The following is an 18,859-nucleotide window of genomic DNA, read 5'->3' as shown; positions in this document are numbered from 1 at the left end:
TCACGTTCGCATGGGGTGCGTGCCGGGTTGGTGGGTGCGGGTGTGGTGGTAGGGGCAGAGGAGCTGGGTGTTGCGGAGGTCGGTGGTGCCGCCGTCCTGCCACGGGACCCGGTGGTGGGTGTGGCAGAGGTAGCCGGGGGTGTCGCAGCCGGGGTGTTGGCAGTGGCGTTGTTCGACGATGGCGGCGAGGCGTTGGGCGGTGGTGTGGAAGCGGTGCTTGCGGCCCAGGGCGAGCACTTCGCCGGTGGCGTTCATCCAGGCGGGGATGACACCGGCCCCGCAGGCCAGACGTAGGTACTCGGTGTGGGAGATCTTGGTGCCGGTGTCCAGGGCGGCGGCCTCGACCTTGCCGGTGAGGATGTCGTGGTCCCCGACGGCGATGACGGTCGCGGAGAGTCCGCCGATCTGGGGGAGCTGGTCTGGGTGGTAGGTCTCGATCCACTCGGTGAACGCCTGACCGAGCCTGTCGGCTGAGGGTGTCTGCCAGTCGTAGGTGCCGGGGCCGTGGTGGGCGCGGACGTGCTTGGGGGCGGCGAGGGCGTGGAGCTGCTTGCGGAACATCTCCGCGACGTGGGTGGGCAGCGTGAACCGGCCGTGGGTCAGGCCGTCGCCGGCGTCGACCATGGTGAGGCGGGTCTTCTTCCGGGCGCGGGCTTCCTGGGCCTCGAGGGCGCGGGCTTCGCGTTGATCGGCGCCGTCGGGGTCGAGACGTTCGGCGATGGCGTGGCCGAGCCGGGCGAGGTCGTCGGCGTCGATGCCGCCGGTGGTGGCGTGGTCGAGGAGGAACGCCTCGGCGCGGGCCCGGTCGGCGGCGGGGACGTGGTCGTCGTCGAGGCGGGTGAGGTGGTCGGCGATGGCGTGGGCCTGCTCGGCGTGGATCTGACCGCGGGCGGTCGCGGCGCGGGTCGGCTCCAGGCCGGCGAGCGCTCCCGCCAACCTGGTCTTCGCGGCAGCGGTGCGGCGGGTGACGCCGGTGGTCTGCTGCAGCCACCGTCGTAGGTCGCGGCACTGGGCTGTGCCGGGGAGGTCGAGGACCTCGGCGTGGCCGATGGTGCGGGCCTCGACCTCGGCGATGCCGGCGGCGACCCGGGCGGCGAGTCCGACGACGCGGGTGGTGGTGACCGGGTCCATGGACCAGGCCGGGACCTCGGCCAGGGCCTGGAGGTCGTCGAGCACCGAGCACAGGAACGCCTCGATCGGGTGTCCCGATCGGGGGGTGTCGGTGTGCTCGGCCATGAGACTATTCCAGCACCGACCACCGACAGTTTGCGGCGGGTTTCCCGCTCAACCACAGGGGTTGTGGACAACTCGTCGCGGAGCTGCGGGCGGAGGCCGATGCGCGCAGGACTGGCGACGGCTGGCGCGTCAACTCATCCAAGGACCTCACCTGGCCCGCGGGGAGCACACCGGCCAGGACGTCGAGGGGACACGGTCGGCGAGCTCGTCAGATGTAAAGCACGCTTGACACCATGCACGGTGTAAAGCACCCTTGACACATGCGGAACGTCGTGAGGGAGCTGCGGGTCGCGAGCGGCCTCTCCCAGGCTGCGCTCGGGGACGCCGTCGGCGTGTCGCGACAGACCGTCAACTCCATCGAGGCCGGGCGCTACCTCCCCTCACTGCCGCTGGCCCTGGCCCTCGCTCGATTCTTCGACAAGACCGTGGAAGAGGTGTTCGATGCCGACGCATGACAGGACGACATCCGCCACCACGAGGTGGCTCGTGCCCGGCGCGGCCGTGCTCGCCGGGTTGGCCTACCTCGTGGCGGGACTGCTGGGGGACGACCCGGGCTTCGGGTGGTGGGGCCTGGCACTGATGCTGGGGGTGGCGGTCGTCTTCCAGGTGGCCGCTCGATGGAGCGAGACCGCCGCGGGCCTGCGCGACCGCACGGATGAGCGCATCAACGAGATCGACCGGTCAGCCGCCCTGGTGGCCGGGATGACGACGCTGCTCGCCGTGCTGCTGATGTTCGTCGTCGAGATCGCCCAGGGCGAGGACGGGTCCCCCTACTACCAGCTGGGGGCGCTGGGCGGAGTGGCCTACCTGGTCTCGCTCGTGCGGTTGCGCTACCGGCGCTGACGCTCCAGGTGCCCTCCGCGCTCGGCGGCGGAGCTCAGCGCCGGTCGTCGGTGGTGAAGCCGTCCAGGCGGGCGCGTTCGTCGGCGTCGACGGTCTCCTGGAACAAGGTGATCTGCTGGTCCGCGGGGGCGTGGAGACGCACGTTGATCGACTTCCACGGCGTCAAGATCGGAGGCGCGACCACCCGGGCGCCATGCGCCGTGAGGTCGTCGGCGACAGCGGCGGAGTCGTCCACCTCGAAAGCCAGTCGCACCCGGGGGCTGTCCTCGGTCACACCCTCGACCGGGTCGATGGCGTCCTTGTGGACGGGACTGGCGATCTCGAGGGTCGCCCGGCCCGCGTCGAGGATCGAGACCTTGTCGTCGCCGCCCTCGGCGAACGCCGCCAGCTCACCCATCCCGAGGACGTCGCGGTAGAAGGCGACTGCTGCGTCGTAGTCGTCCGCCTCGATGATCACTCGGAGCTGGCGGACGCGGGAAGGGGTGTCGGTCATGCCCGAGACTCACCCCTCACCCGGGTGCGGGGCAAGTCCCAGGGGTCGTGGACCACGCGACGATCACGACGTCGACCGGCCTCCGGCGTGCTCGTCGCGCAGCCGGCCCTTGACCATCTTGCCGGTCGGCGTACGGGGCAGCTCGTCGCGGAAGTGGATCTCGCGCGGCACCTTGAAGTGGGCGATCCGGTCGCGGGCGAACGCCGTCAGCTCCTCGACGAGGGTGTCGTCACCGACCACCCCCGGCGCGGGCTGCACGTAGGCCACCACCCGCTCCCCCATCTCGTCGTCGGGCACTCCCAGCACCGCGATGTCGAGCACGGCGGGGTGCAGCGAGAAGAGGTCCTCGACCTCCTGCGGGTAGATGTTCACGCCACCGCTGATGATCATGAACGCCTTGCGGTCGGTCAGGTAGAGGTAGCCCTCGTCGTCGAGGTAGCCGAGGTCGCCGACCGTGGTCCAGCTGGGGTGCTCGGGGTGCTGGGTGGCGGCGGTCCGCTCGGGATCGTTGTGGTACTCGAACGACGCCCCCTCGAACTCCTCGCGCTCGAAGTAGAGGGTGCCGACCTCGCCGGCCGGCAGCTCGCGGCCGGCGTCGTCGCAGACGTGGGGCGTGCCGATCAGCGGCACCCCGACCGACCCCGGGTGGGCCAGCCACTGCTCGCTGTCGATCATGGTGCCGCCGTTGGCCTCGGTGGAGGCGTAGTACTCGTTGATGATCGGGCCGAGCCACTCGATCATCCGGTGCTTGACCTCGACCGGGCACGGCGCGGCCGCGTGCACGACGCAGCGCAGCGAGGACACGTCGTACGACGTGCGCACGGCGTCGTCGAGCTTGAGCAGCCGCACGAACATCGTCGGGACCACCTGGGTGTGGGTGACCCGGCGCTCCTGCACCGACTCGAGGAACGCCTCCGGCTCGAACCGCTCCATCATCACCAGCGTGCCGCCCAGGGCGTGGATGACGCCGCCGAAGCGCAGCGGGGCGGCGTGGTAGACCGGCGCCGGCGAGAGGTAGACGGTGGACTCGTCGAAGCCGTAGAGGGCGCCGAAGATCGCGACGTACTTGTAGCCGGGCTCGTCGACGGCGTAGTCGGGCAGCGGGAGCTTGATGCCCTTGGGACGCCCGGTCGTGCCCGAGGAGTAGAGGAGGTCGTCGCCGTGCGGCTGCTCCGGGAGCGGGTCGTCGCCGGCGGCGGCGAGGGCGGACTCGTAGTCGTCGTGGCCGGCGACCGGACCGCCGAAGGCGAGGCGCTCCGCGACGTCGACGTCGAGGCCGGCCACCAGGTCGGCCTTGGCGGCGGAGACCACCAGGGCACGGGCACCGCAGTCGCGCACGATGTAGGACGCCTCGTCGGCGCTGAGGTGGTGGTTGACCGCGGTGATGTAGAGCCCCGAGCGCAGCGCGGCCCAGTAGACCTCGTAGGTCTCGGGCCGGTTGTCGCTGATCATGGCCACCACGTCGCCCCGGCGCAGTCCCGCGGCGCGTAGCCGGTTGGCCAGCCGCAGGCTGCGGTCGTCGAGCTCGGCGTAGGTGCGGGTCTCCCCCGAGCCGGCCATCACCAGCGCGGGCTTGTCGGGATGGCTCTGCGCCCAGGTGCCGGGATACATGTCCCGCACTGTGTCAGCGATCGGGGCCCGCGCCAACGGTCGAGCCCATCGGTGGTCTCGAGACGGCCGTGGCCGGCCTCCTCGACCAGCGTGGGGACCTCCTCGACCAGCGTGCATCGTGCGGGACCTGCCCTTTCGGGCAGAGGGGGGTGTCGGCCGCGATGAGTTCATCGGGCACCTCCGGTCTATCCGGGAAAACCCTGATGCCGAATGTCGGTACCACCTGGAAGGGTGACACCCATGCACCGTCAGATCGCCGGATCGTTGACCGGCCCCATCACGAAGTGGATCGTCCTCGTCGGCGTGCTCGTCATCGCCGGCGTCATGGGGTCGTTCAGCTCCAAGCTGGCCGACGTCCAGAACAACGAGGCCTCGTCCTGGCTGCCCGAGTCGGCCGAGTCGACCCAGGTCGCCGACGAGCTGTCCGCGACCGTCGACCCCAACGACATCCCCACGCTGGTCGTCTACCACCGCGCCGGTGGGCTCACCGAGGACGACTTCACCGCCATGGAGGAGCAGGCCACCTCGATGGCCGACATCGACGGCGTCACCGAGGACGGCGTGCTCACCCCCGCCAAGCGCGAGGCCGCGGCCGCCAGCGGCGCCAAGATCCCGCCCGTCGTCTCCGAGGACGGCGAGGTCGCCTACCTCTACCTCACCTTCAACTTCGGCCAGGACGGCTGGGCCGAGATCCCGGCCGCGGCCGAGGAAATCCGGGAGATCGCCGAGATCGACGGCGTCGACGTCCACCTCGCCGGGTTCGGCGGGCAGGCCGCCGACGCCTCCGAGGTCTTCGAGGGCGTCGACGGCGCCCTGCTGGGCGCGACGTTCCTGGTCGTGATCGTCATCCTGCTGCTCACCTACCGCAGCCCCGTGCTCTGGGTGCTGCCGATCCTCAGCGCGGCCGTCGCCTACACGGTCTCGGCGGGTGTCATCTACCTGCTGGCGAAGTACGCCGACCTCACCGTCAACGGCCAGAGCCAGGCGATCCTCGGCATCCTGGTCATCGGCGCCGGCACCGACTACGCCCTGCTGCTCGTCGCCCGCTACCGCGAGGAGCTGCGCCGCCACGACGACCGGCACGAGGCGATGGCGTTCGCGCTGCACCGCGCGGCGCCGGCGATCCTGGCGAGCGCGGCGACCGTCGTGGTCGGCCTGCTCGGCCTGGTCTTTGCCGACCTCAACTCCACCGCCGGGCTCGGTCCGGTGCTCGCGGTGGGCGTGGCGGTGACCGTGCTGATCATGGTCACGCTGCTGCCCGCGCTGCTCGTGATCTGCGGGCGGTGGCTGTTCTGGCCCAAGCGCCCCTCCTTCGGCTCCGAGGAGCCGACCCGGGGCGGCTTCTGGGCCCGGGTCGGGCGGCGCATCGTCCCGCGGCCGCGGGTCGTCTGGGTCGGCACCGCCGTCCTGCTGGCGCTCGCCTGCCTCGGTGTGATCAAGCTCGACACCGCCGGCCTCCCCACCGAGGACTCCTACACCCAGGAGTTCGACTCCATCGTCGGCCAGCGGGTGCTGGTCGAGCACGGCCTGCAGGACACCTCCAACACGGTCCAGGTGGTCGCCGCCACCGACCAGATGGACGCGGTGGTCGAGGCGATCGGCACGGTCGACGGCCTCGGCGAGGTCGGCGACGTCACCGAGGTCAGCGCCGACCGCTCCTACGTCGAGGCACCGGTCGGCGAGGACATCTCCTCCACGGCCGCCTTCGACATCGTGACGAACACCCGCGACGCGGTGGGAGCGGTCGAGGGGGCCGACGCCGCGGTCGGCGGCGGGTCGGCGTTCTACCTCGACACCAAGGACGCCGCCAACCGCGACAACCGGGTGATCATCCCGATCGTGCTGGTCGTGGTGTTCCTGATCCTCATCGGCCTGCTGCGGTCGCTGCTGGCGCCGCTGCTGCTGATCGGCACGGTGATCTTGTCGTTCGGCGCCGCCCTGGGCCTCTCGGCGCTGCTGTTCGACCACGTGCTGCCGCTGGTCTTCGACCAGTGGCCGACCACGGCGGCGGTCGACCCCGGCTTCCCGCTGTTCGCGTTCGTCTTCCTGGTGGCCCTGGGCATCGACTACAACATCTTCCTGATGACCCGGGTCCGCGAGGAGACGGTCAACCACGGCACCCGCCGGGGCACGCTGATCGCCCTGTCGTCCACCGGCGGCGTGATCACCTCGGCCGGCCTCGTGCTGGCGGCCACCTTCCTGGTGCTGGGGTCGATCCCGTTCGTGTTCCTCGCCCAGCTCGGGGTAGCGGTGGCGCTCGGCGTGCTGCTCGACACCATGATCGTGCGGTCGGTGCTGGTCACCGCCCTCAACCTCGACCTCGGGGCGAAGATCTGGTGGCCCAGCAAGATCGACCCCGACGACCGCCCCCTCGGACCCGACGACCTCGACCGCGAGGAGCCGGGCGACGAGCGGCCGTCGCTCGAGAAGCCCGTCTCGGTGTGAGCGGGCTGCCGAGGTAGAACGCGTTCCAGTGCGTGGGCCAGGGAATCGCCCTGGCCCACGTGCGCTTACCGTTCACGTGATGTCTGACGCCCCGACCCCGCAGCAGGTACGCCGTGCGCTCGCCCGGGCGGAGCGCGGGGCCGCGCTCGACGTGGCCGAGGCGACGGCGCTGCTGGCCGCCACGGGCGCCGATCTCGACCGGCTGACCACGGCAGCGGCGCGGGTGCGCGACGCGGGCCTGGTGGCCGCAGGGCGACCCGGGGTGGTGACCTACTCCCCCAAGGTGTTCATCCCGGTCACCCGGCTGTGTCGCGACCGGTGCCACTACTGCACGTTCGTCGAGACGCCCGGCCAGGCGGCGCGCGCCGGGCGGGCGCCGTACCTCTCCCCCGACGAGATCCTCGCGATCGCCACCGAGGGCGCGGCGATGGGGTGCCTGGAGGCGCTGTTCACCCTCGGCGACCGGCCCGAGGACCGCTGGCCCGAGGCGCAGGAGTGGCTCGACGAGCAGGGCTACGACTCCACGCTGGCCTACGTCCGCGCGATGGCGGTGCGGGTGCTCGAGGAGACCGGCCTGCTGCCGCACCTCAACCCGGGCGTGATGTCCTGGGAGGAGATGAACCGGCTCAAGCCGGTCTCGCCGTCGATGGGGATGATGCTCGAGACCACCTCGCGCCGGCTCTTCGAGACCAAGGGCGAGGCCCACCACGGCTCGCCCGACAAGGACCCCGACGTCCGCCTCCGGGTGCTCGAGGACGCCGGCCGGCTCTCGATCCCGTTCACCACCGGCATCCTGGTCGGGATCGGCGAGACCCTGACCGAGCGGGCCGAGACGATCTTCGCGCTGCGCAAGGTCTCGACCCAGTTCGGGTCGGTCCAGGAGGTGATCGTCCAGAACTTCCGTGCCAAGCCCGACACCGCGATGCGCCACACCGACGACCTCGGCCTCGACGACTACCGCGCCGCGATCGCGGTGACCCGGCTGATGCTGGGCCCGAAGGCACGGGTGCAGGCCCCGCCCAACCTCGTCGACCTGGCCGAGTGCCGCGCCCTGCTCGACGCCGGCGTCGACGACTGGGGCGGCGTCTCCCCGTTGACGCCCGACCACGTCAACCCCGAACGGCCGTGGCCCTCGCTCGAGCGGCTGCGCGCCACCACCGCCGAGTGCGGCTTCGACCTGCAGCCGCGCCTGACCGTGCACCCCGAGTACGTCCGGGCCGGCGAGCCCTGGCTCGACCCGCGGGTCTCGGGTCACGTGGCCGCGCTCGCCACCGACCAGGGGCTGGCCCGCCCCGGCGTCCGCCCGACCGGGCTGCCGTGGCAGGAACCCGACGGCGGGTTCGCCTCCGTGGGTCGCACCGACCTGCACGCGGGGGTCGACACCGACGGCCGCACCGACGACCGGCGCTCGGACTTCGCCGACGTCTACGGCGACTGGGACGAGGTGAAGCAGGCGGCCGCCGCGAGCGACGGGGCTTCGAGGCGCGCTTCGCTCGCACCTCAGCCGCCGTCGGCGGGGGTCGCGGCGCTGCGGGCGGCCGAGGCCGACCCCGGCAACCTGTCCGACGAGCACGCGCTGACCCTGATGACCGCCGACGGCGACCTGCTCGACCAGGTCTGCCGGCTCGCCGACGACCTGCGCCGCGAGACCGTCGGCGACGACGTGACCTACGTCGTCAACCGGAACATCAACTTCACCAACGTCTGCTACGTCGGGTGCCGGTTCTGCGCGTTCGCCCAGCGGCGTACCGACGCCGACGCCTACAGCCTCTCCCTCGACGAGGTCGCCGACCGCGCCGCGGAGGCCTGGGACCTCGGCGCCACCGAGGTCTGCATGCAGGGCGGCATCGACCCCGAGCTGCCCGCGACGGCGTACTTCGACCTCGTCAGTGCGGTCCGGCAGCGAGTGCCCGACATGCACGTGCACGCCTTCAGCCCCATGGAGGTCGTCAACGGCACCGCGCGCACCGGCCTGTCGGTCGAGGACTTCCTGATCAAGGCCCGCGAGGCCGGCCTCGGCTCGCTGCCGGGCACCGCGGCGGAGATCCTCGACGACGAGGTCCGCTGGGTGCTCACCAAGGGCAAGCTGCCCGCCCGCACCTGGATCGAGATCGTGAGCACTGCTCACCGCGTCGGGATCCCGACGACGAGCACGATGATGTACGGCCACGTCGACAACCCGCGGCACTGGGTCGGGCACCTGCGCGTGCTCTCGCGGATCCAGGACGAGACCGGTGGCTTCACCGAGTTCGTGCCGCTGCCGTTCATCCACACCTCGGCACCGATCTACCTCGCCGGCGTCGCCCGCCCCGGCCCCACGCTGCGCGACAACCGCGCCGTGCACGCGATGGCCCGCATCCTGCTGCACGGCCGGATCCGCAACATCCAGACCAGCTGGGTCAAGCTCGGCGTCGAGGGCACCCGGCTGATGCTGCGGTCCGGCGCCAACGACGTCGGCGGCACGCTGATGGAGGAGACCATCTCGCGGATGGCCGGCTCCGAGCACGGCTCGGCCAAGACGGTCGCGGAGCTCGTCGAGATCGGCGCCGGCATCGACCGACCGGTGCGCGAGCGCACCACGACGTACGGCGTGCCCGCGGCTCGCTAGGTCAGGCTCTCCGCCGCCAGCCGCAGGTCGGCGACCAGGCCGTCGTACATCTGCTGGCGGTCGGCGGGGTCGGCACGGAGCACCGCCGAGGGGTGGAGGGTGGCGAGGACCCAGCCCGGCGGGTGGGCGACGGGGTACTTCTCGGCCGGCCAGTCGCGGAGCACGCTGCGCGCCTCACCGACGCGGAACCCCGTGCCGTAGAGCGCCTTGCCGGCGGTGCCGCCGAGCAGCACCGCTCCGTGGGGTCGCAGGAGCTGCAGCTCGGCGTCGAGCCACGGGCGGCACGCCTCGACGTGCGCGCGACCCGGCGACTGGTGCAGCCGGCGCTTGCCCCCGCCGGAGCGCCACCGGAAGTGCTTGACGGTGTTGGTGACGTAGACGTCGGCGCGGTCGACCCCGGCCTCGTCGAGCGCGTCGACGAGGACCCGGCCGGCGGGGCCGACGAAGGGCAGGCCCTGACGGTCCTCCTGGTCGCCGGGCTGCTCCCCCAGCAGCAGCAGGCGGGCGTCGTAGGTCCCGCGGCCCGGCACGGCCTGGGTCGCGTCGCGGAACAGCTCGCAGCCCTCGCACTGCTGGAGCGCCTCGGCGAGCGCGGCGGGGGTCGGATCGGCGGGTACCCAGGGGCGGGCGTCGGTGTGCTCGGCCATGCCCCCAGGGTGCCGTTGTGTTACATCACCCGTTGCGCCCGACAGGGTGAGGCGACTGCCACCCGGCGGGCGGGATCTTCGTCAGTGCCCGAGATCCGGGCATGGCCCACCCCCATCGTGCCCTCCGGCACAGGCCAACCAGTAGGTAGGAGCAAGACCATGGGCTTCCTGTTGTGGATCCTCGCCGTCATCCTCGTCATCTTCGGAGTCGTGCAGCTGCTGCAGGGTCAGATCCTGCTCGGCATCGTCTGCATCGTCGCCGGCCTGGCCATCGGCCCCGGTGGCTACAGCATCTTCAACAGCCGCCGCGGCAGCCGCGTCTGACCTGACTCAGCCCGGCTCGACGACCACCTCGACCTCGAACCCCTCGGAGCTCTCGAGGTAGAGGGCGGTGTGGTCGTCGCCGCCGGCGTGCGGGTAGCGGTCGGCGTACATCTCGTGCCAACCGTGAGCAGTCGACTCGGCCCGGATGCGGTCGAGCAGCGCCCGGGTGTCCACCACGAACGCGATGTGGTTGACACCCGGGCGCAGTCGTTCGTAGGGCTCGTCGACCTGGTCGGGCGAGCGCTCGACGAACAGGTAGGTCCCGTCGGGGTGCACCCACGACGACCCGGGGACGTCGACCTCCCACCCCAGCTCGCCCAGCAGCCAGCCCCACTCGTCGGCCGCGCGGGCCGCGTCGCCGACCCAGAGGTCCCAGTGGTGGATGGCCCGTCCCATCCGCTCACCCTAGGGCGTGATCCGGCGCCGCGGCGGCCTCTCTACGTTGGGGGGATGACCGAGTCATCTGCTCCCGCCGACCAGGACCCCACCACCGCTTCGGAGTCGTACGGCGACTACAGCGTCGACGACGAGAACCAGCCCGTCGGCGGGGACGACCTCGTCTCCGGCGACGGCAGCGACGTCGTCGACGAGCTCGACCGGGGCTACAACCCGCCCGAGAACTGGTCGGCCGCCCAGGGCTACGGCAACACGCCGTACGAGGAGGCGGTCGGGGAGACCCTCGAGCAGCGCCTGGCCCAGGAGGTGCCCGACCCGACGGCCAAGCCGATCGAGGAGCTGATCGAGGACGCCGCCAGGTTCGACGAGGACCTCACCGACCACGAGGTCGGCGACCAGCGCTCCGGGCGCCTGGTCGCGCCCGACGAGGGCGCCCACACCGACACCGAGAAGGACCTGGTGGCCACCGACGTCGGCATCGACGGCGCCGCCGCATCGGCGGAGGAGGCCGCGGTGCACGTCATCTCCGACGACGACCCGATGCTCGACGACAGCGTCCCGCCCGACGAGGTGATCGAGGAGCTGCTCAACGGCCGCGCCGATGGCGAGAACACGTTCTAGTTCGGTCACCTAGGCTGGCGCGGTGCGCTTCTCGATCGTCACCGCGTTCCAGCCGACCGACCAGCTGCTGCCGCTGGCGCGCGCGGCCGACGAGCTGGGGTACCACGCCATCTCGGTGCCCGACCACGTCGTCGACCTCGAGGAGCTGAGCACGCCGTACCCGTACACGCCCGACGGCGCCCGCCGCTGGGACATCGAGGCCGAGTGGCCCGACCCGTGGGTGCTCATCGGCGCCCTGTCGGCGGTGACCACGCGGATCCGCTTCTTCACCTCCGTGTACGTCGCGGCGCTGCGCAGCCCCTTCCAGGTCGCCAAGTCCGTGGGCACGGCCGCGGCCCTGTCGGGCGGGCGCGTCTCGCTCGGCGTCGGCATCGGGTGGTGCCGCGAGGAGTTCGACCTCCTCGACGCCGACTTCCGCACCCGCGGTCGGCGCACCGACGAGGGCCTCGCGCTGATGAAGGCGCTGTGGGAGCCGGGCGTCACGCAGTTCGCCGGCGAGTTCTACACGGCCCCGCGGATGCAGATGAACCCCTCTCCCCCGGGACCGGTCCCGGTGCTGGTCGGCGGCCTGTCGGAGGCCGCCTTCCGCCGAGCGGTGCGCCACGACGGGTGGTGCGGCGACATCTACACGCTCGAGGAGGCCGCACGCCACGCCGCCCGGCTGCGCGAGCTGCGCGTCGAGGCCGGCCGCGGCGACGAGCCGTTCGAGGTCATCACCGCGCTCTCCGACGCGTTCACGCCCGAGCACTTCGCGGCCGCGCGGGACGCCGGCATCACCGACGTCTGGACGATGCCGTGGGCCTACTACAGCGGCCTCGACGCCACCCTGGAGCAGAAGCTGCACGGCCTGCAGCGCTTCGCCGAGGAGGTCATGGCCCCGGCCCAGCCCTGACGATCGGGCGTCGGACGGCGTGGTCTCGAGACGGCCGTGGCCGGCCTCCTCGACCATCGTCGGTCGCGCGCCGCTCGACCGCCGATGACGCTGGTCGAGCCGGGCGAGCGCCAGCGAGCCCGAGTCGAGACCCGGTGAGGTGCCCGCCGACGGCCAGCGGGCGACGTACGGCGTGGTCTCGAGACTGCCGTGGCCGGCCTCCTCGACCAACGTCGGAGGCGCGCCGCTCGACCGCCGATGACGCTGGTCGAGCCGGGCGAGCGCCAGCGAGCCCGAGTCGAGACCCGGTGAGGTGCCCGCCGACGGCGAGCGGGCGACGTACGGCGTGGTCTCGAGACGGCCGTGGCCGTCGGACGGGGGTCAGAACAGGCCGAGGGAGGCCCGGGGCACCTGGACCGGCGGCACGTAGGCGGTGGTGGGGAGCGGGAGGTCGGGGTACTGCCGGCCGAACTCGGCCTCGGTGAGGACGGCGACCTGGTTGCCGCAGTTGCGGATGTCGTCCCTGACGTCCAGGGTCCGGCCGACGTAGACCACCCGGTCGCGCGGGTGCGGGGTGATGCCGCCGCTGAAGGAGTCGACGCAGAAGATCCGGTCGTAGGCACCGTCGTCGACGACGACGAAGGTGTCGCCACCCTCCTCGCCGAAGACGTTGTCGATGCCGTCGCCGGGGTAGATCACGTCGTCGCCGGCGTCACCGGTCACGTTGATGCCACCGCCGCCTGCCGGGAACGCGGTGCAGGTGTTCTGGTCGGTGCGGTCGTCGAAGCCAGGGCACGAGTCGTCGCCGGGGCCGGCGTCGATGAAGTCGGCACCGTCGTCGCCGTCGACCTGGTCCCGACCCTCCCCGCCGATGACCCGGTCGTCGCCCGGGCCGCCCTGGACGTAGTCGTCGCCGACGTCGCCGAGCACCCGGTCGTTGCCGGACGAGCCGTGCAGCAGGTCGTTCCCGGCCCCACCGTCGAGCTTGTCGTTGCCGGAGTCGCCGATGATCTGGCGGTCGTCGCCGTCCTCGCCGTAGACCTCGTCGTTGCCGCCGAGCCCGCTGAGCCGGACGTCGTTGCCGGGCCCGCCGTAGACCCGATCGGTGCCGTCGCCGCCGCCGACCTTGTCGGCGCCGTCGCCGCCGAGCACCAGGTCGTCGCCGGCGCCGCCGTCGATCTCGTCGTTGCCGGTCTCGCCCCACACGCGGTCGTTGCCGGCGGCGGCCTTGAGGTAGTCGTTGCCGGTGCTGCCCCAGAGCCGGTCGTTGCCCTCCCCGGCCTCGACCCGGTCGTTGCCGTCACCGAGGCGGACGGTGTCGTGCTGGAGCCCGGCGTTGACTGCGTCGTCGCCGGTGCCGGCGTCGACGGCGTCGTTGCCGAGGCCGAGCAGGATCGTGTCGTTGCCGTTGCCCCCGCTGACGACGTCGTCGCCGGTGCCGGCGTCGACGCGGTCGTTGCCGCCCCTGGCGGTGACCCGGTCGTTCCCGGCGCCGGCGGTGATCCGGTCGCCGGCGTTGGTGCCGGTGAGCACGTTGTTCCGGGCGTTGCCGTTGATCACCCGGGCCTCGGCCATCGCCGGGACCAGCACGAGCGCGAGGAGGGCGGCCGCGGCGAGCGGGCGACGGGCACGGAGCTTCATGGTCGGCCTTGTCGGGTCGAGGTGGCGGGGACCGGCAGGCGAGCCTGGCGGTGACCGGAGGGACGGACGACCCACACGCTACGGGCAACCCGGGCCGGGCGAGGCCGTTCGGCCATGCTCACCCGCGCGGGGCTATCGCGGGTCGTCGCCGTCCGACACGGTGGCACGAGATGACCGCCGAGACCTTCTACCTGCTGGGTGGCATCTCCTTGCTCCTGGCCGTCGCCCTGCCGACCCTGTTGCACCGGTTCGCCCTCTCCCCCGCCATGGTGCTGCTCCTGGTGGGCGTGGGGCTCGGTTTCACCCCCGTCACCGACTCGCTGGTGGTCTACAGCTCCGACGCCGCCGACCGGCTGGTGATCCAGCACGTCACCGAGCTCACCGTGATCGTCGCCCTGATGGGCGTCGGGCTGGCGATCGACCGCCCGCTGGACCTGCTCCACCCCTCCACCTGGCGGCGCTGGTCGGCGACGTGGCGGCTGCTGGGGGTCGCGATGCCGGTGACGATCGGGTTGGTCGCGCTGCTCGGCTGGGGCGCCCTGGGGCTGGCCCCCGCGACCGCCCTGCTGCTCGGCGCCGTGCTCGCCCCCACCGACCCCGTGCTGGCCTCCGACGTCCAGGTCGGCGGCCCAGGGTCCTCGATCGCCGACGACGAGCCCGACGAGGTCCCCTACGCCGAGGACTCGACCTCGGTCGACGAGGCCGGCGAGGTGCGGTTCGCGCTCACCTCGGAGGCCGGCCTCAACGACGGCCTGGCGTTCCCGTTCGTCCACCTGGCCGTGATCGTGCTGGCCGGGACCTCGTTCTGGGCCGGTGCCGGCGAGTTCCTCGGCCTGTACGTCGTGGTCGAGATCGTCGTCGGCGTGCTCGTCGGGGTGCTGGTCGGGCGCGGCCTGGGCCGGATCGCCTTCCGGAGCCGGCGCGAGACGGTGCGGTTGGCCGCGCAGAGCGAGCCCCTGATCGCGCTCGCCGCCCTCCTCACGGCGTACGGCGCCGCCGAGCTCGCGCACGGCTACGGCTTCCTCGCCGTCTTCGCCTGCGCGATGGCGCTGCGCTCGGCCGAGCACCGCCACGAGTACCACCGCGCGATGCACGACGTCATCCAGCGGCTCGAGCGGCTGCTCACACTGATCGTGCTGCTCCTCCTCGGCATCGCGCTCTCCTCCGGGATCCTGGACGCGCTCGACTGGCGCGGCGCCCTCCTCGGGGTCGCGCTCGTGCTGGTGCTGCGTCCGTTGGTGTCGTGGGCCTCGCTCGCGGTGCTGCCCCGCCAGGACCCGCTCGCCGGCGGCCTCAGCACCCGCGGCCGGATCGCCGTCGCGTTCTTCGGCGTCCGCGGCGTCGGCAGCCTCTACTACATCGCCTGGGCGACCAACGAGGCGGAGTTCCCCGACGCCGACCAGGTGTGGTCGGTGGTGGCGTTCACCATCGCCCTCTCGGTGATCGTCCACGGCGTCACCGCCACGCCGGTGATGCGCCGGCTCGAGGCCGAGCCGAGCGGGCACGAGGGCGAGAAGACGGCACCCGGGCACTAGGAACCAGCGCCGGGCCGGCCGCGTCGGAGGAGCATGACCGCCCGACTCGTCACCGCCCTCCTGGGGACGCTGGTGCTGCCGCTGCTCGTCGCGGTGACCGCCGCGGCCCCCGCGCACGCCTGCTCCTGCGAGGAGCCCGACCTGCCTGCGACGCTCCGCGCGGGCGGCGACGTCTTCGTCGGCACCGTCGCCGACTCCGACCTCGACGGCGACGAGGTGCACACGACCGTCGCCGTGGACGAGGTGTACGCCGGGGTCGTGACGAGCCACGTCGAGCTGGTGAGCGCGTCCTCCGCCGTGGACATGTGCGCCGGCGACGGGTCGCCCGTGGGCGAGCAGTACCTGTTCGCGCCCTACGCCGAGGAGGCGTTCGTCTACCGCCTGGGGTCCTGCAGCGGCCAGTGGCCCCTCGACGACGACGTCCGTGCGACGGTGGAGCGGGTGCTCGGTCCCCCGACCGACCCGCTGGTGGTGGACGGCCCGCCCGACGTCGTGCCGGAGGACGACGGCTGGGGCCTGCTCGACGCCGTGCTCGGCGTGCTGCTGTCCATGGGCATCGGTCGTTCGTGACCCGTCAGGTCTGCTCGGCGACGGCCGCCAGCACCACCGGGTCCGCGCACGCCGCTGCCCACGCGGCGATCCTGGTCCGGATCTCCCGGCCCAGCACCAGCCGCCCGACGCGGTCGGCCACCGGCGAGAGCCACGACGGCCGGGTCGTCCAGGTGTACTTCCAGACCGCCCGCGTGCCCGCGACGCCGTCGCGCTCGGCGGGGGTGAACCGCCACCCGCCGCCGAAGGAGGCGAAGAACCACGGCCCCTCCTCCATCGTCATCCCCACCGAGGTCGGTGGCCGGTAGGAGACGTAGCGGCTGACCATCGACGGTCCGAGGCGGGCCCGGGTGAAGGTGTGCACGCCGGTGCCGGGCCGTTCGGCGTCGAGGAGCCGCTGGGAGCGGATGAACGGGTCCCAGCGCAGCCGCACCTCACCGGTGGTCTGCGACACCGCGAACGCGGTGGCCGGTGGCACCGGCACCCAGGTCTCGGCCGTCACCTGGGGCATCGTGACCGCCTCACCCGCCGCGTCCGTTCTGGCTGCCGTCCTCGCGGTCGGCCGAGGGTGCGTCGGGCAGGGCATCGAGCCGGTCCTGCGCCCGCTGCGCCTGCCGCCTCAGCAGCTCGGCGGCCTCGAGCGCCGCGGTCGCCTCCGCGCGCCGCGCCTCGGACGACATGCCGTAGTCGTCGCCGTAGTGCGTGGCCATGTAGGTCAGGCTGGCGGCGTCGTCCTCGAGGGCCCGGATCGCCATCCAGAGGGCCCGCAGCGCCGCGATGTTGGTGGTCAGCGCCAGCCCGACGACCGTGTAGTGGTGGTTCTCGGAGCAGCGGAACGCGTCGTCGCCGACGGTGGCGAGGTCCTCGTTGCACGTCGGGCACCCCAGCGGTGAGTTCACCCGGCGAGGGTAACTTTTCCCGACCCACCGTCCCCGCGCCGCACCAGTTGCTACCGTGCAGCATGTTCGCCGAGCCCGAGCATGGCTCGCCCGCGGCGGCCACCACGTCACCGTGGGAGCCGGTGGAGCGCGCCGGCATCGGCGCCTTCTCGTGGCGCCCCGCCACCCGCGAGCTCTCCTGGGACGCGCGGCTGGCCCACATCTTCGCCGCCGACCGGCCCGGGGAGACGCCGTACGACACGTGGCACCGACGGGTCCACCCCGACGACCGGGCGGCGGTGCTGCCCACCTTGAGCGCGACGGGAGAGCCGAACGAGCACGCCTACCGGATCGTGCTCGACGACGGCACCGTGCGGCACGTGCTGTCGCGCACCACCGACGTGGTCCGCGACCGGGAGGGGACGGTGGTCAGCACGCGCGGGGTGGTCGTCGACGTGACGAGGGCTCATGAGGCCGAGGGGCGTCTCGTCTCGATGCTCGACTCGATCAGCGACGGGTTCGTGCTCCTGGACCACGACTACCGGTTCACGTTCCTCAACCGCCAGGCGGCCCGGATCCTCGACAGCACGGCGCCCGAGCTCCTCGGCCGCAGCGTCTGGGAGGCCTTCCCCGACAGCGTCGGGACGAGGTTCGAGGAGGTCTACCGCCGCGTGCTGGAGGACCAGGTCACCGAACGCTTCGAGGAGTACTACCCCGAGCCGCTCAACAAGTGGTTCGAGGTACGCGCCGAGCCCGCGTCGGTGGGCATCGTCATCTACTTCCAGGACGTCACCGAGCGCCGCGCCCGTCACGGCGAGCGGGAGCGGCTGTTCCGGGCCGAGCGCCGCTCGCACCAAGAGGCCGAACGCGCCCGCGAGCAGCTGGCCTACCAGGCGACCCACGATCCACTGACCGGCCTGGCCAACCGGTGGCAGTTCCACCGGATCGGGGACGCCACGATGGCGGCGGCCGGGCGACCGGTCACCGTGATGTTCATGGACCTGGACCGGTTCAAGCTGGTCAACGACTCCCTGGGGCACGCCTTCGGCGACGCGCTCCTCGCCGAGGTCGGCGCCCGGCTGGCACGCCAGCTCCGGGGCGGCGACGTCCTGGCCCGACAGGGAGGCGACGAGTTCGTCGTGCTCCTGCGCGGTGCCAACCCCGCCGAGGCGCAGGTGGTCGCCGAGCGCATGCGCTCGGTGGTGATGGAACCGGTCGACGTGGGCGGGCACCGGCTCAGCACCACGATGAGCATCGGCATCGCCACCTCGAGCGACGGAGCGACCGTCGAGACGCTGCTGCGGGACGCCGACGCCGCCCTCTACCGCGCCAAGGGCGCCGGCGGGAACACCATCACCTGGTTCGACGCCGAGAGCCACCAACGGCTGCTGGACGGAATCGTGCTGGAGTCCGCGCTGCGCGAAGCCCTGGCACGCGACGAGGTCGAGACCCACTACCAGCCCATCCTCGCCGTCGAGGGCGACCGGTTGCGGGGGGTCGAGGCCCTCGCCCGCTGGACGCGCCCCGGGTCCGGACCCGTCTCGCCCGAGGCGTTCATCCCGGTGGCCGAGGAGTCCGGGCTAATCCACGACCTGGGTCGGCACGTCATGGAGCTGTCCTGCCGACAGGCGGTGCGGTGGAGGCACCTGCCCGACTTCACCGTGTGGGTGAACGTCTCCGGTCGTGAGTTCGTGCCCGGGTACGCCGAGTCGGTGCTCGACCTGCTCGTCCGCGAGGACACGCCCCCGCGACGGATCGGCATCGAGGTCACCGAGTCGGTCCTCGCTGACGAGGCGGTCGCCGTGCGCGAGCTCCGGCTCCTGCACGCTGCCGGCGTCCACGTCGCCATCGACGACTTCGGCACCGGGTACAGCTCGCTGGCGCGGCTGGCGATGCTGCCCGTCTCGGTGCTGAAGATCGACCGGTCGTTCGTCTCCGAGATCGAGACGGCGTCCGGGCGGGCCACGGTGGAGGTGATCGTCCACCTCGCCAGGGCGATGGGCGTCGAGACCGTCGCCGAGGGCGTGGAGACGCCGGGGCAGCTCGAGGTGGTCCGCGACGTCGGCGTGGACCTCGCGTCCGGGTACCTGCTGGGTCGACCGGCACCGGCGCAGGACGGGACCCCGCAGATCGTGACGACCTAGGTCGCCGCGGGTGTCAG

At 72.4% G+C, this 18,859-nt stretch carries 18 protein-coding genes; 10 read left to right on the top strand and 8 right to left on the bottom strand.

Features of this window, described 5'->3' with window-relative positions; translation table 11 throughout:
* Positions 1-1,236 (bottom strand): HNH endonuclease signature motif containing protein, encoded by a 1,236-nt coding sequence (locus tag AC4MBH_RS12935; RefSeq protein WP_491795293.1) that lies wholly within the window; start codon positions 1,234-1,236, stop codon positions 1-3.
* 260 nt (positions 1,237-1,496) lie between these two features.
* On the opposite strand from AC4MBH_RS12935, the gene AC4MBH_RS12930 reads away from it, so the two are divergent.
* Together AC4MBH_RS12930 and AC4MBH_RS12925 are read left to right on the top strand one after the other, a co-directional pair.
* The gene (locus AC4MBH_RS12930; RefSeq protein ID WP_491795292.1) at positions 1,497-1,691 is read left to right on the top strand and encodes a helix-turn-helix transcriptional regulator; all 195 of its coding nucleotides are present in this window, start codon (positions 1,497-1,499) and stop codon (positions 1,689-1,691) included.
* 31 nt (positions 1,692-1,722) lie between these two features.
* Complete coding sequence (locus AC4MBH_RS12925; RefSeq protein WP_491795291.1) at positions 1,723-2,079, top strand: hypothetical protein; 357 nt, start codon at positions 1,723-1,725, stop codon at positions 2,077-2,079.
* Positions 2,080-2,113: 34 nt separating this feature from the next.
* Here the strand turns inward: AC4MBH_RS12925 and AC4MBH_RS12920 are convergent, their stop codons facing one another.
* Complete coding sequence (locus AC4MBH_RS12920; RefSeq protein ID WP_491795290.1) at positions 2,114-2,572, bottom strand: VOC family protein; 459 nt, start codon at positions 2,570-2,572, stop codon at positions 2,114-2,116.
* A 63-nt stretch (positions 2,573-2,635) separates the two neighbouring features.
* On the bottom strand, positions 2,636-4,183 hold the full coding sequence (locus tag AC4MBH_RS12915; RefSeq protein WP_491795289.1) for an acyl-CoA synthetase: 1,548 nt from the start codon (positions 4,181-4,183) through the stop codon (positions 2,636-2,638).
* A gap of 240 nt (positions 4,184-4,423) precedes the next feature.
* On the opposite strand from AC4MBH_RS12915, the gene AC4MBH_RS12910 reads away from it, so the two are divergent.
* On the top strand, positions 4,424-6,628 hold the full coding sequence (locus tag AC4MBH_RS12910; RefSeq protein ID WP_491795288.1) for an MMPL family transporter: 2,205 nt from the start codon (positions 4,424-4,426) through the stop codon (positions 6,626-6,628).
* Positions 6,629-6,707: 79 nt separating this feature from the next.
* Positions 6,708-9,236: a bifunctional FO biosynthesis protein CofGH gene (locus tag AC4MBH_RS12905; protein WP_491795287.1), complete on the top strand. Its 2,529-nt coding sequence runs from the start codon at positions 6,708-6,710 to the stop codon at positions 9,234-9,236.
* Here AC4MBH_RS12905 and AC4MBH_RS12900 read toward each other — a convergent pair.
* Entirely contained in the window at positions 9,233-9,883 is a 651-nt protein-coding gene (locus tag AC4MBH_RS12900) for a UdgX family uracil-DNA binding protein (RefSeq protein ID WP_491795286.1), read from the bottom strand. The two genes, AC4MBH_RS12905 and AC4MBH_RS12900, sit on opposite strands and share 4 nt — an antisense overlap.
* A 159-nt stretch (positions 9,884-10,042) precedes the next feature.
* On the opposite strand from AC4MBH_RS12900, the gene AC4MBH_RS12895 reads away from it, so the two are divergent.
* Positions 10,043-10,207 carry a GPGG-motif small membrane protein gene (locus AC4MBH_RS12895; protein WP_491795285.1) on the top strand — a complete coding sequence of 55 codons (165 nt, stop codon included), beginning with the start codon at positions 10,043-10,045 and terminating at the stop codon, positions 10,205-10,207.
* Positions 10,208-10,213: 6 nt separating this feature from the next.
* Here AC4MBH_RS12895 and AC4MBH_RS12890 read toward each other — a convergent pair whose 3' ends face one another.
* On the bottom strand, positions 10,214-10,603 hold the full coding sequence (locus tag AC4MBH_RS12890; protein WP_491795284.1) for a VOC family protein: 390 nt from the start codon (positions 10,601-10,603) through the stop codon (positions 10,214-10,216).
* A gap of 54 nt (positions 10,604-10,657) precedes the next feature.
* Between AC4MBH_RS12890 and AC4MBH_RS12885 the strand changes: the two genes are divergently transcribed.
* Together AC4MBH_RS12885 and AC4MBH_RS12880 are read left to right on the top strand one after the other, a co-directional pair.
* On the top strand, positions 10,658-11,224 hold the full coding sequence (locus tag AC4MBH_RS12885; RefSeq protein WP_491795283.1) for a DUF5709 domain-containing protein: 567 nt from the start codon (positions 10,658-10,660) through the stop codon (positions 11,222-11,224).
* Positions 11,225-11,246: 22 nt separating this feature from the next.
* Entirely contained in the window at positions 11,247-12,116 is an 870-nt protein-coding gene (locus AC4MBH_RS12880) for a TIGR03619 family F420-dependent LLM class oxidoreductase (protein ID WP_491795282.1), read from the top strand.
* A gap of 360 nt (positions 12,117-12,476) precedes the next feature.
* Here AC4MBH_RS12880 and AC4MBH_RS12875 read toward each other — a convergent pair whose 3' ends face one another.
* A complete protein-coding gene (locus AC4MBH_RS12875; RefSeq protein ID WP_491795281.1) occupies positions 12,477-13,736 on the bottom strand; it encodes a calcium-binding protein in 1,260 nt (419 codons plus the stop codon).
* A 170-nt stretch (positions 13,737-13,906) separates the two neighbouring features.
* On the opposite strand from AC4MBH_RS12875, the gene AC4MBH_RS12870 reads away from it, so the two are divergent.
* Both AC4MBH_RS12870 and AC4MBH_RS12865 read left to right on the top strand, forming a co-directional pair.
* A complete protein-coding gene (locus tag AC4MBH_RS12870) occupies positions 13,907-15,271 on the top strand; it encodes a cation:proton antiporter domain-containing protein (protein WP_491795280.1) in 1,365 nt (454 codons plus the stop codon).
* A 33-nt stretch (positions 15,272-15,304) separates the two neighbouring features.
* Positions 15,305-15,841 carry a hypothetical protein gene (locus AC4MBH_RS12865; RefSeq protein ID WP_491795279.1) on the top strand — a complete coding sequence of 179 codons (537 nt, stop codon included), beginning with the start codon at positions 15,305-15,307 and terminating at the stop codon, positions 15,839-15,841.
* A gap of 4 nt (positions 15,842-15,845) precedes the next feature.
* Here AC4MBH_RS12865 and AC4MBH_RS12860 read toward each other — a convergent pair whose 3' ends face one another.
* Complete coding sequence (locus AC4MBH_RS12860) at positions 15,846-16,331, bottom strand: SRPBCC family protein (protein WP_491795278.1); 486 nt, start codon at positions 16,329-16,331, stop codon at positions 15,846-15,848.
* A gap of 10 nt (positions 16,332-16,341) precedes the next feature.
* The gene (locus AC4MBH_RS12855) at positions 16,342-16,719 is read right to left on the bottom strand and encodes a hypothetical protein (protein WP_491795277.1); all 378 of its coding nucleotides are present in this window, start codon (positions 16,717-16,719) and stop codon (positions 16,342-16,344) included.
* A 62-nt stretch (positions 16,720-16,781) separates the two neighbouring features.
* Between AC4MBH_RS12855 and AC4MBH_RS12850 the strand changes: the two genes are divergently transcribed.
* Positions 16,782-18,842 carry a putative bifunctional diguanylate cyclase/phosphodiesterase gene (locus AC4MBH_RS12850; RefSeq protein WP_491795276.1) on the top strand — a complete coding sequence of 687 codons (2,061 nt, stop codon included), beginning with the start codon at positions 16,782-16,784 and terminating at the stop codon, positions 18,840-18,842.
* Positions 18,843-18,859 lie beyond the last annotated feature (17 nt).

The organism is Nocardioides sp. WJ219, assembly GCF_058559815.1.
Note: the sequence above shows the minus strand (reverse complement) of the source record. Positions and strands in the feature narration are given on the sequence as shown.

Coding starts and splice junctions, on each gene's coding strand:
- AC4MBH_RS12890 (WP_491795284.1), bottom strand. CDS start 10,603: ATGGGACGGGCCATCCACCACTGGGACCTCTGGGTCGGCGACGCGGCC.
- AC4MBH_RS12935 (WP_491795293.1), bottom strand. CDS start 1,236: ATGGCCGAGCACACCGACACCCCCCGATCGGGACACCCGATCGAGGCG.
- AC4MBH_RS12930 (WP_491795292.1), top strand. CDS start 1,497: ATGCGGAACGTCGTGAGGGAGCTGCGGGTCGCGAGCGGCCTCTCCCAG.
- AC4MBH_RS12885 (WP_491795283.1), top strand. CDS start 10,658: ATGACCGAGTCATCTGCTCCCGCCGACCAGGACCCCACCACCGCTTCG.
- AC4MBH_RS12870 (WP_491795280.1), top strand. CDS start 13,907: ATGACCGCCGAGACCTTCTACCTGCTGGGTGGCATCTCCTTGCTCCTG.
- AC4MBH_RS12895 (WP_491795285.1), top strand. CDS start 10,043: ATGGGCTTCCTGTTGTGGATCCTCGCCGTCATCCTCGTCATCTTCGGA.
- AC4MBH_RS12920 (WP_491795290.1), bottom strand. CDS start 2,572: ATGACCGACACCCCTTCCCGCGTCCGCCAGCTCCGAGTGATCATCGAG.
- AC4MBH_RS12900 (WP_491795286.1), bottom strand. CDS start 9,883: ATGGCCGAGCACACCGACGCCCGCCCCTGGGTACCCGCCGATCCGACC.
- AC4MBH_RS12875 (WP_491795281.1), bottom strand. CDS start 13,736: ATGAAGCTCCGTGCCCGTCGCCCGCTCGCCGCGGCCGCCCTCCTCGCG.
- AC4MBH_RS12905 (WP_491795287.1), top strand. CDS start 6,708: ATGTCTGACGCCCCGACCCCGCAGCAGGTACGCCGTGCGCTCGCCCGG.
- AC4MBH_RS12860 (WP_491795278.1), bottom strand. CDS start 16,331: ATGCCCCAGGTGACGGCCGAGACCTGGGTGCCGGTGCCACCGGCCACC.
- AC4MBH_RS12865 (WP_491795279.1), top strand. CDS start 15,305: ATGACCGCCCGACTCGTCACCGCCCTCCTGGGGACGCTGGTGCTGCCG.
- AC4MBH_RS12850 (WP_491795276.1), top strand. CDS start 16,782: ATGTTCGCCGAGCCCGAGCATGGCTCGCCCGCGGCGGCCACCACGTCA.
- AC4MBH_RS12910 (WP_491795288.1), top strand. CDS start 4,424: ATGCACCGTCAGATCGCCGGATCGTTGACCGGCCCCATCACGAAGTGG.
- AC4MBH_RS12915 (WP_491795289.1), bottom strand. CDS start 4,183: ATGTATCCCGGCACCTGGGCGCAGAGCCATCCCGACAAGCCCGCGCTG.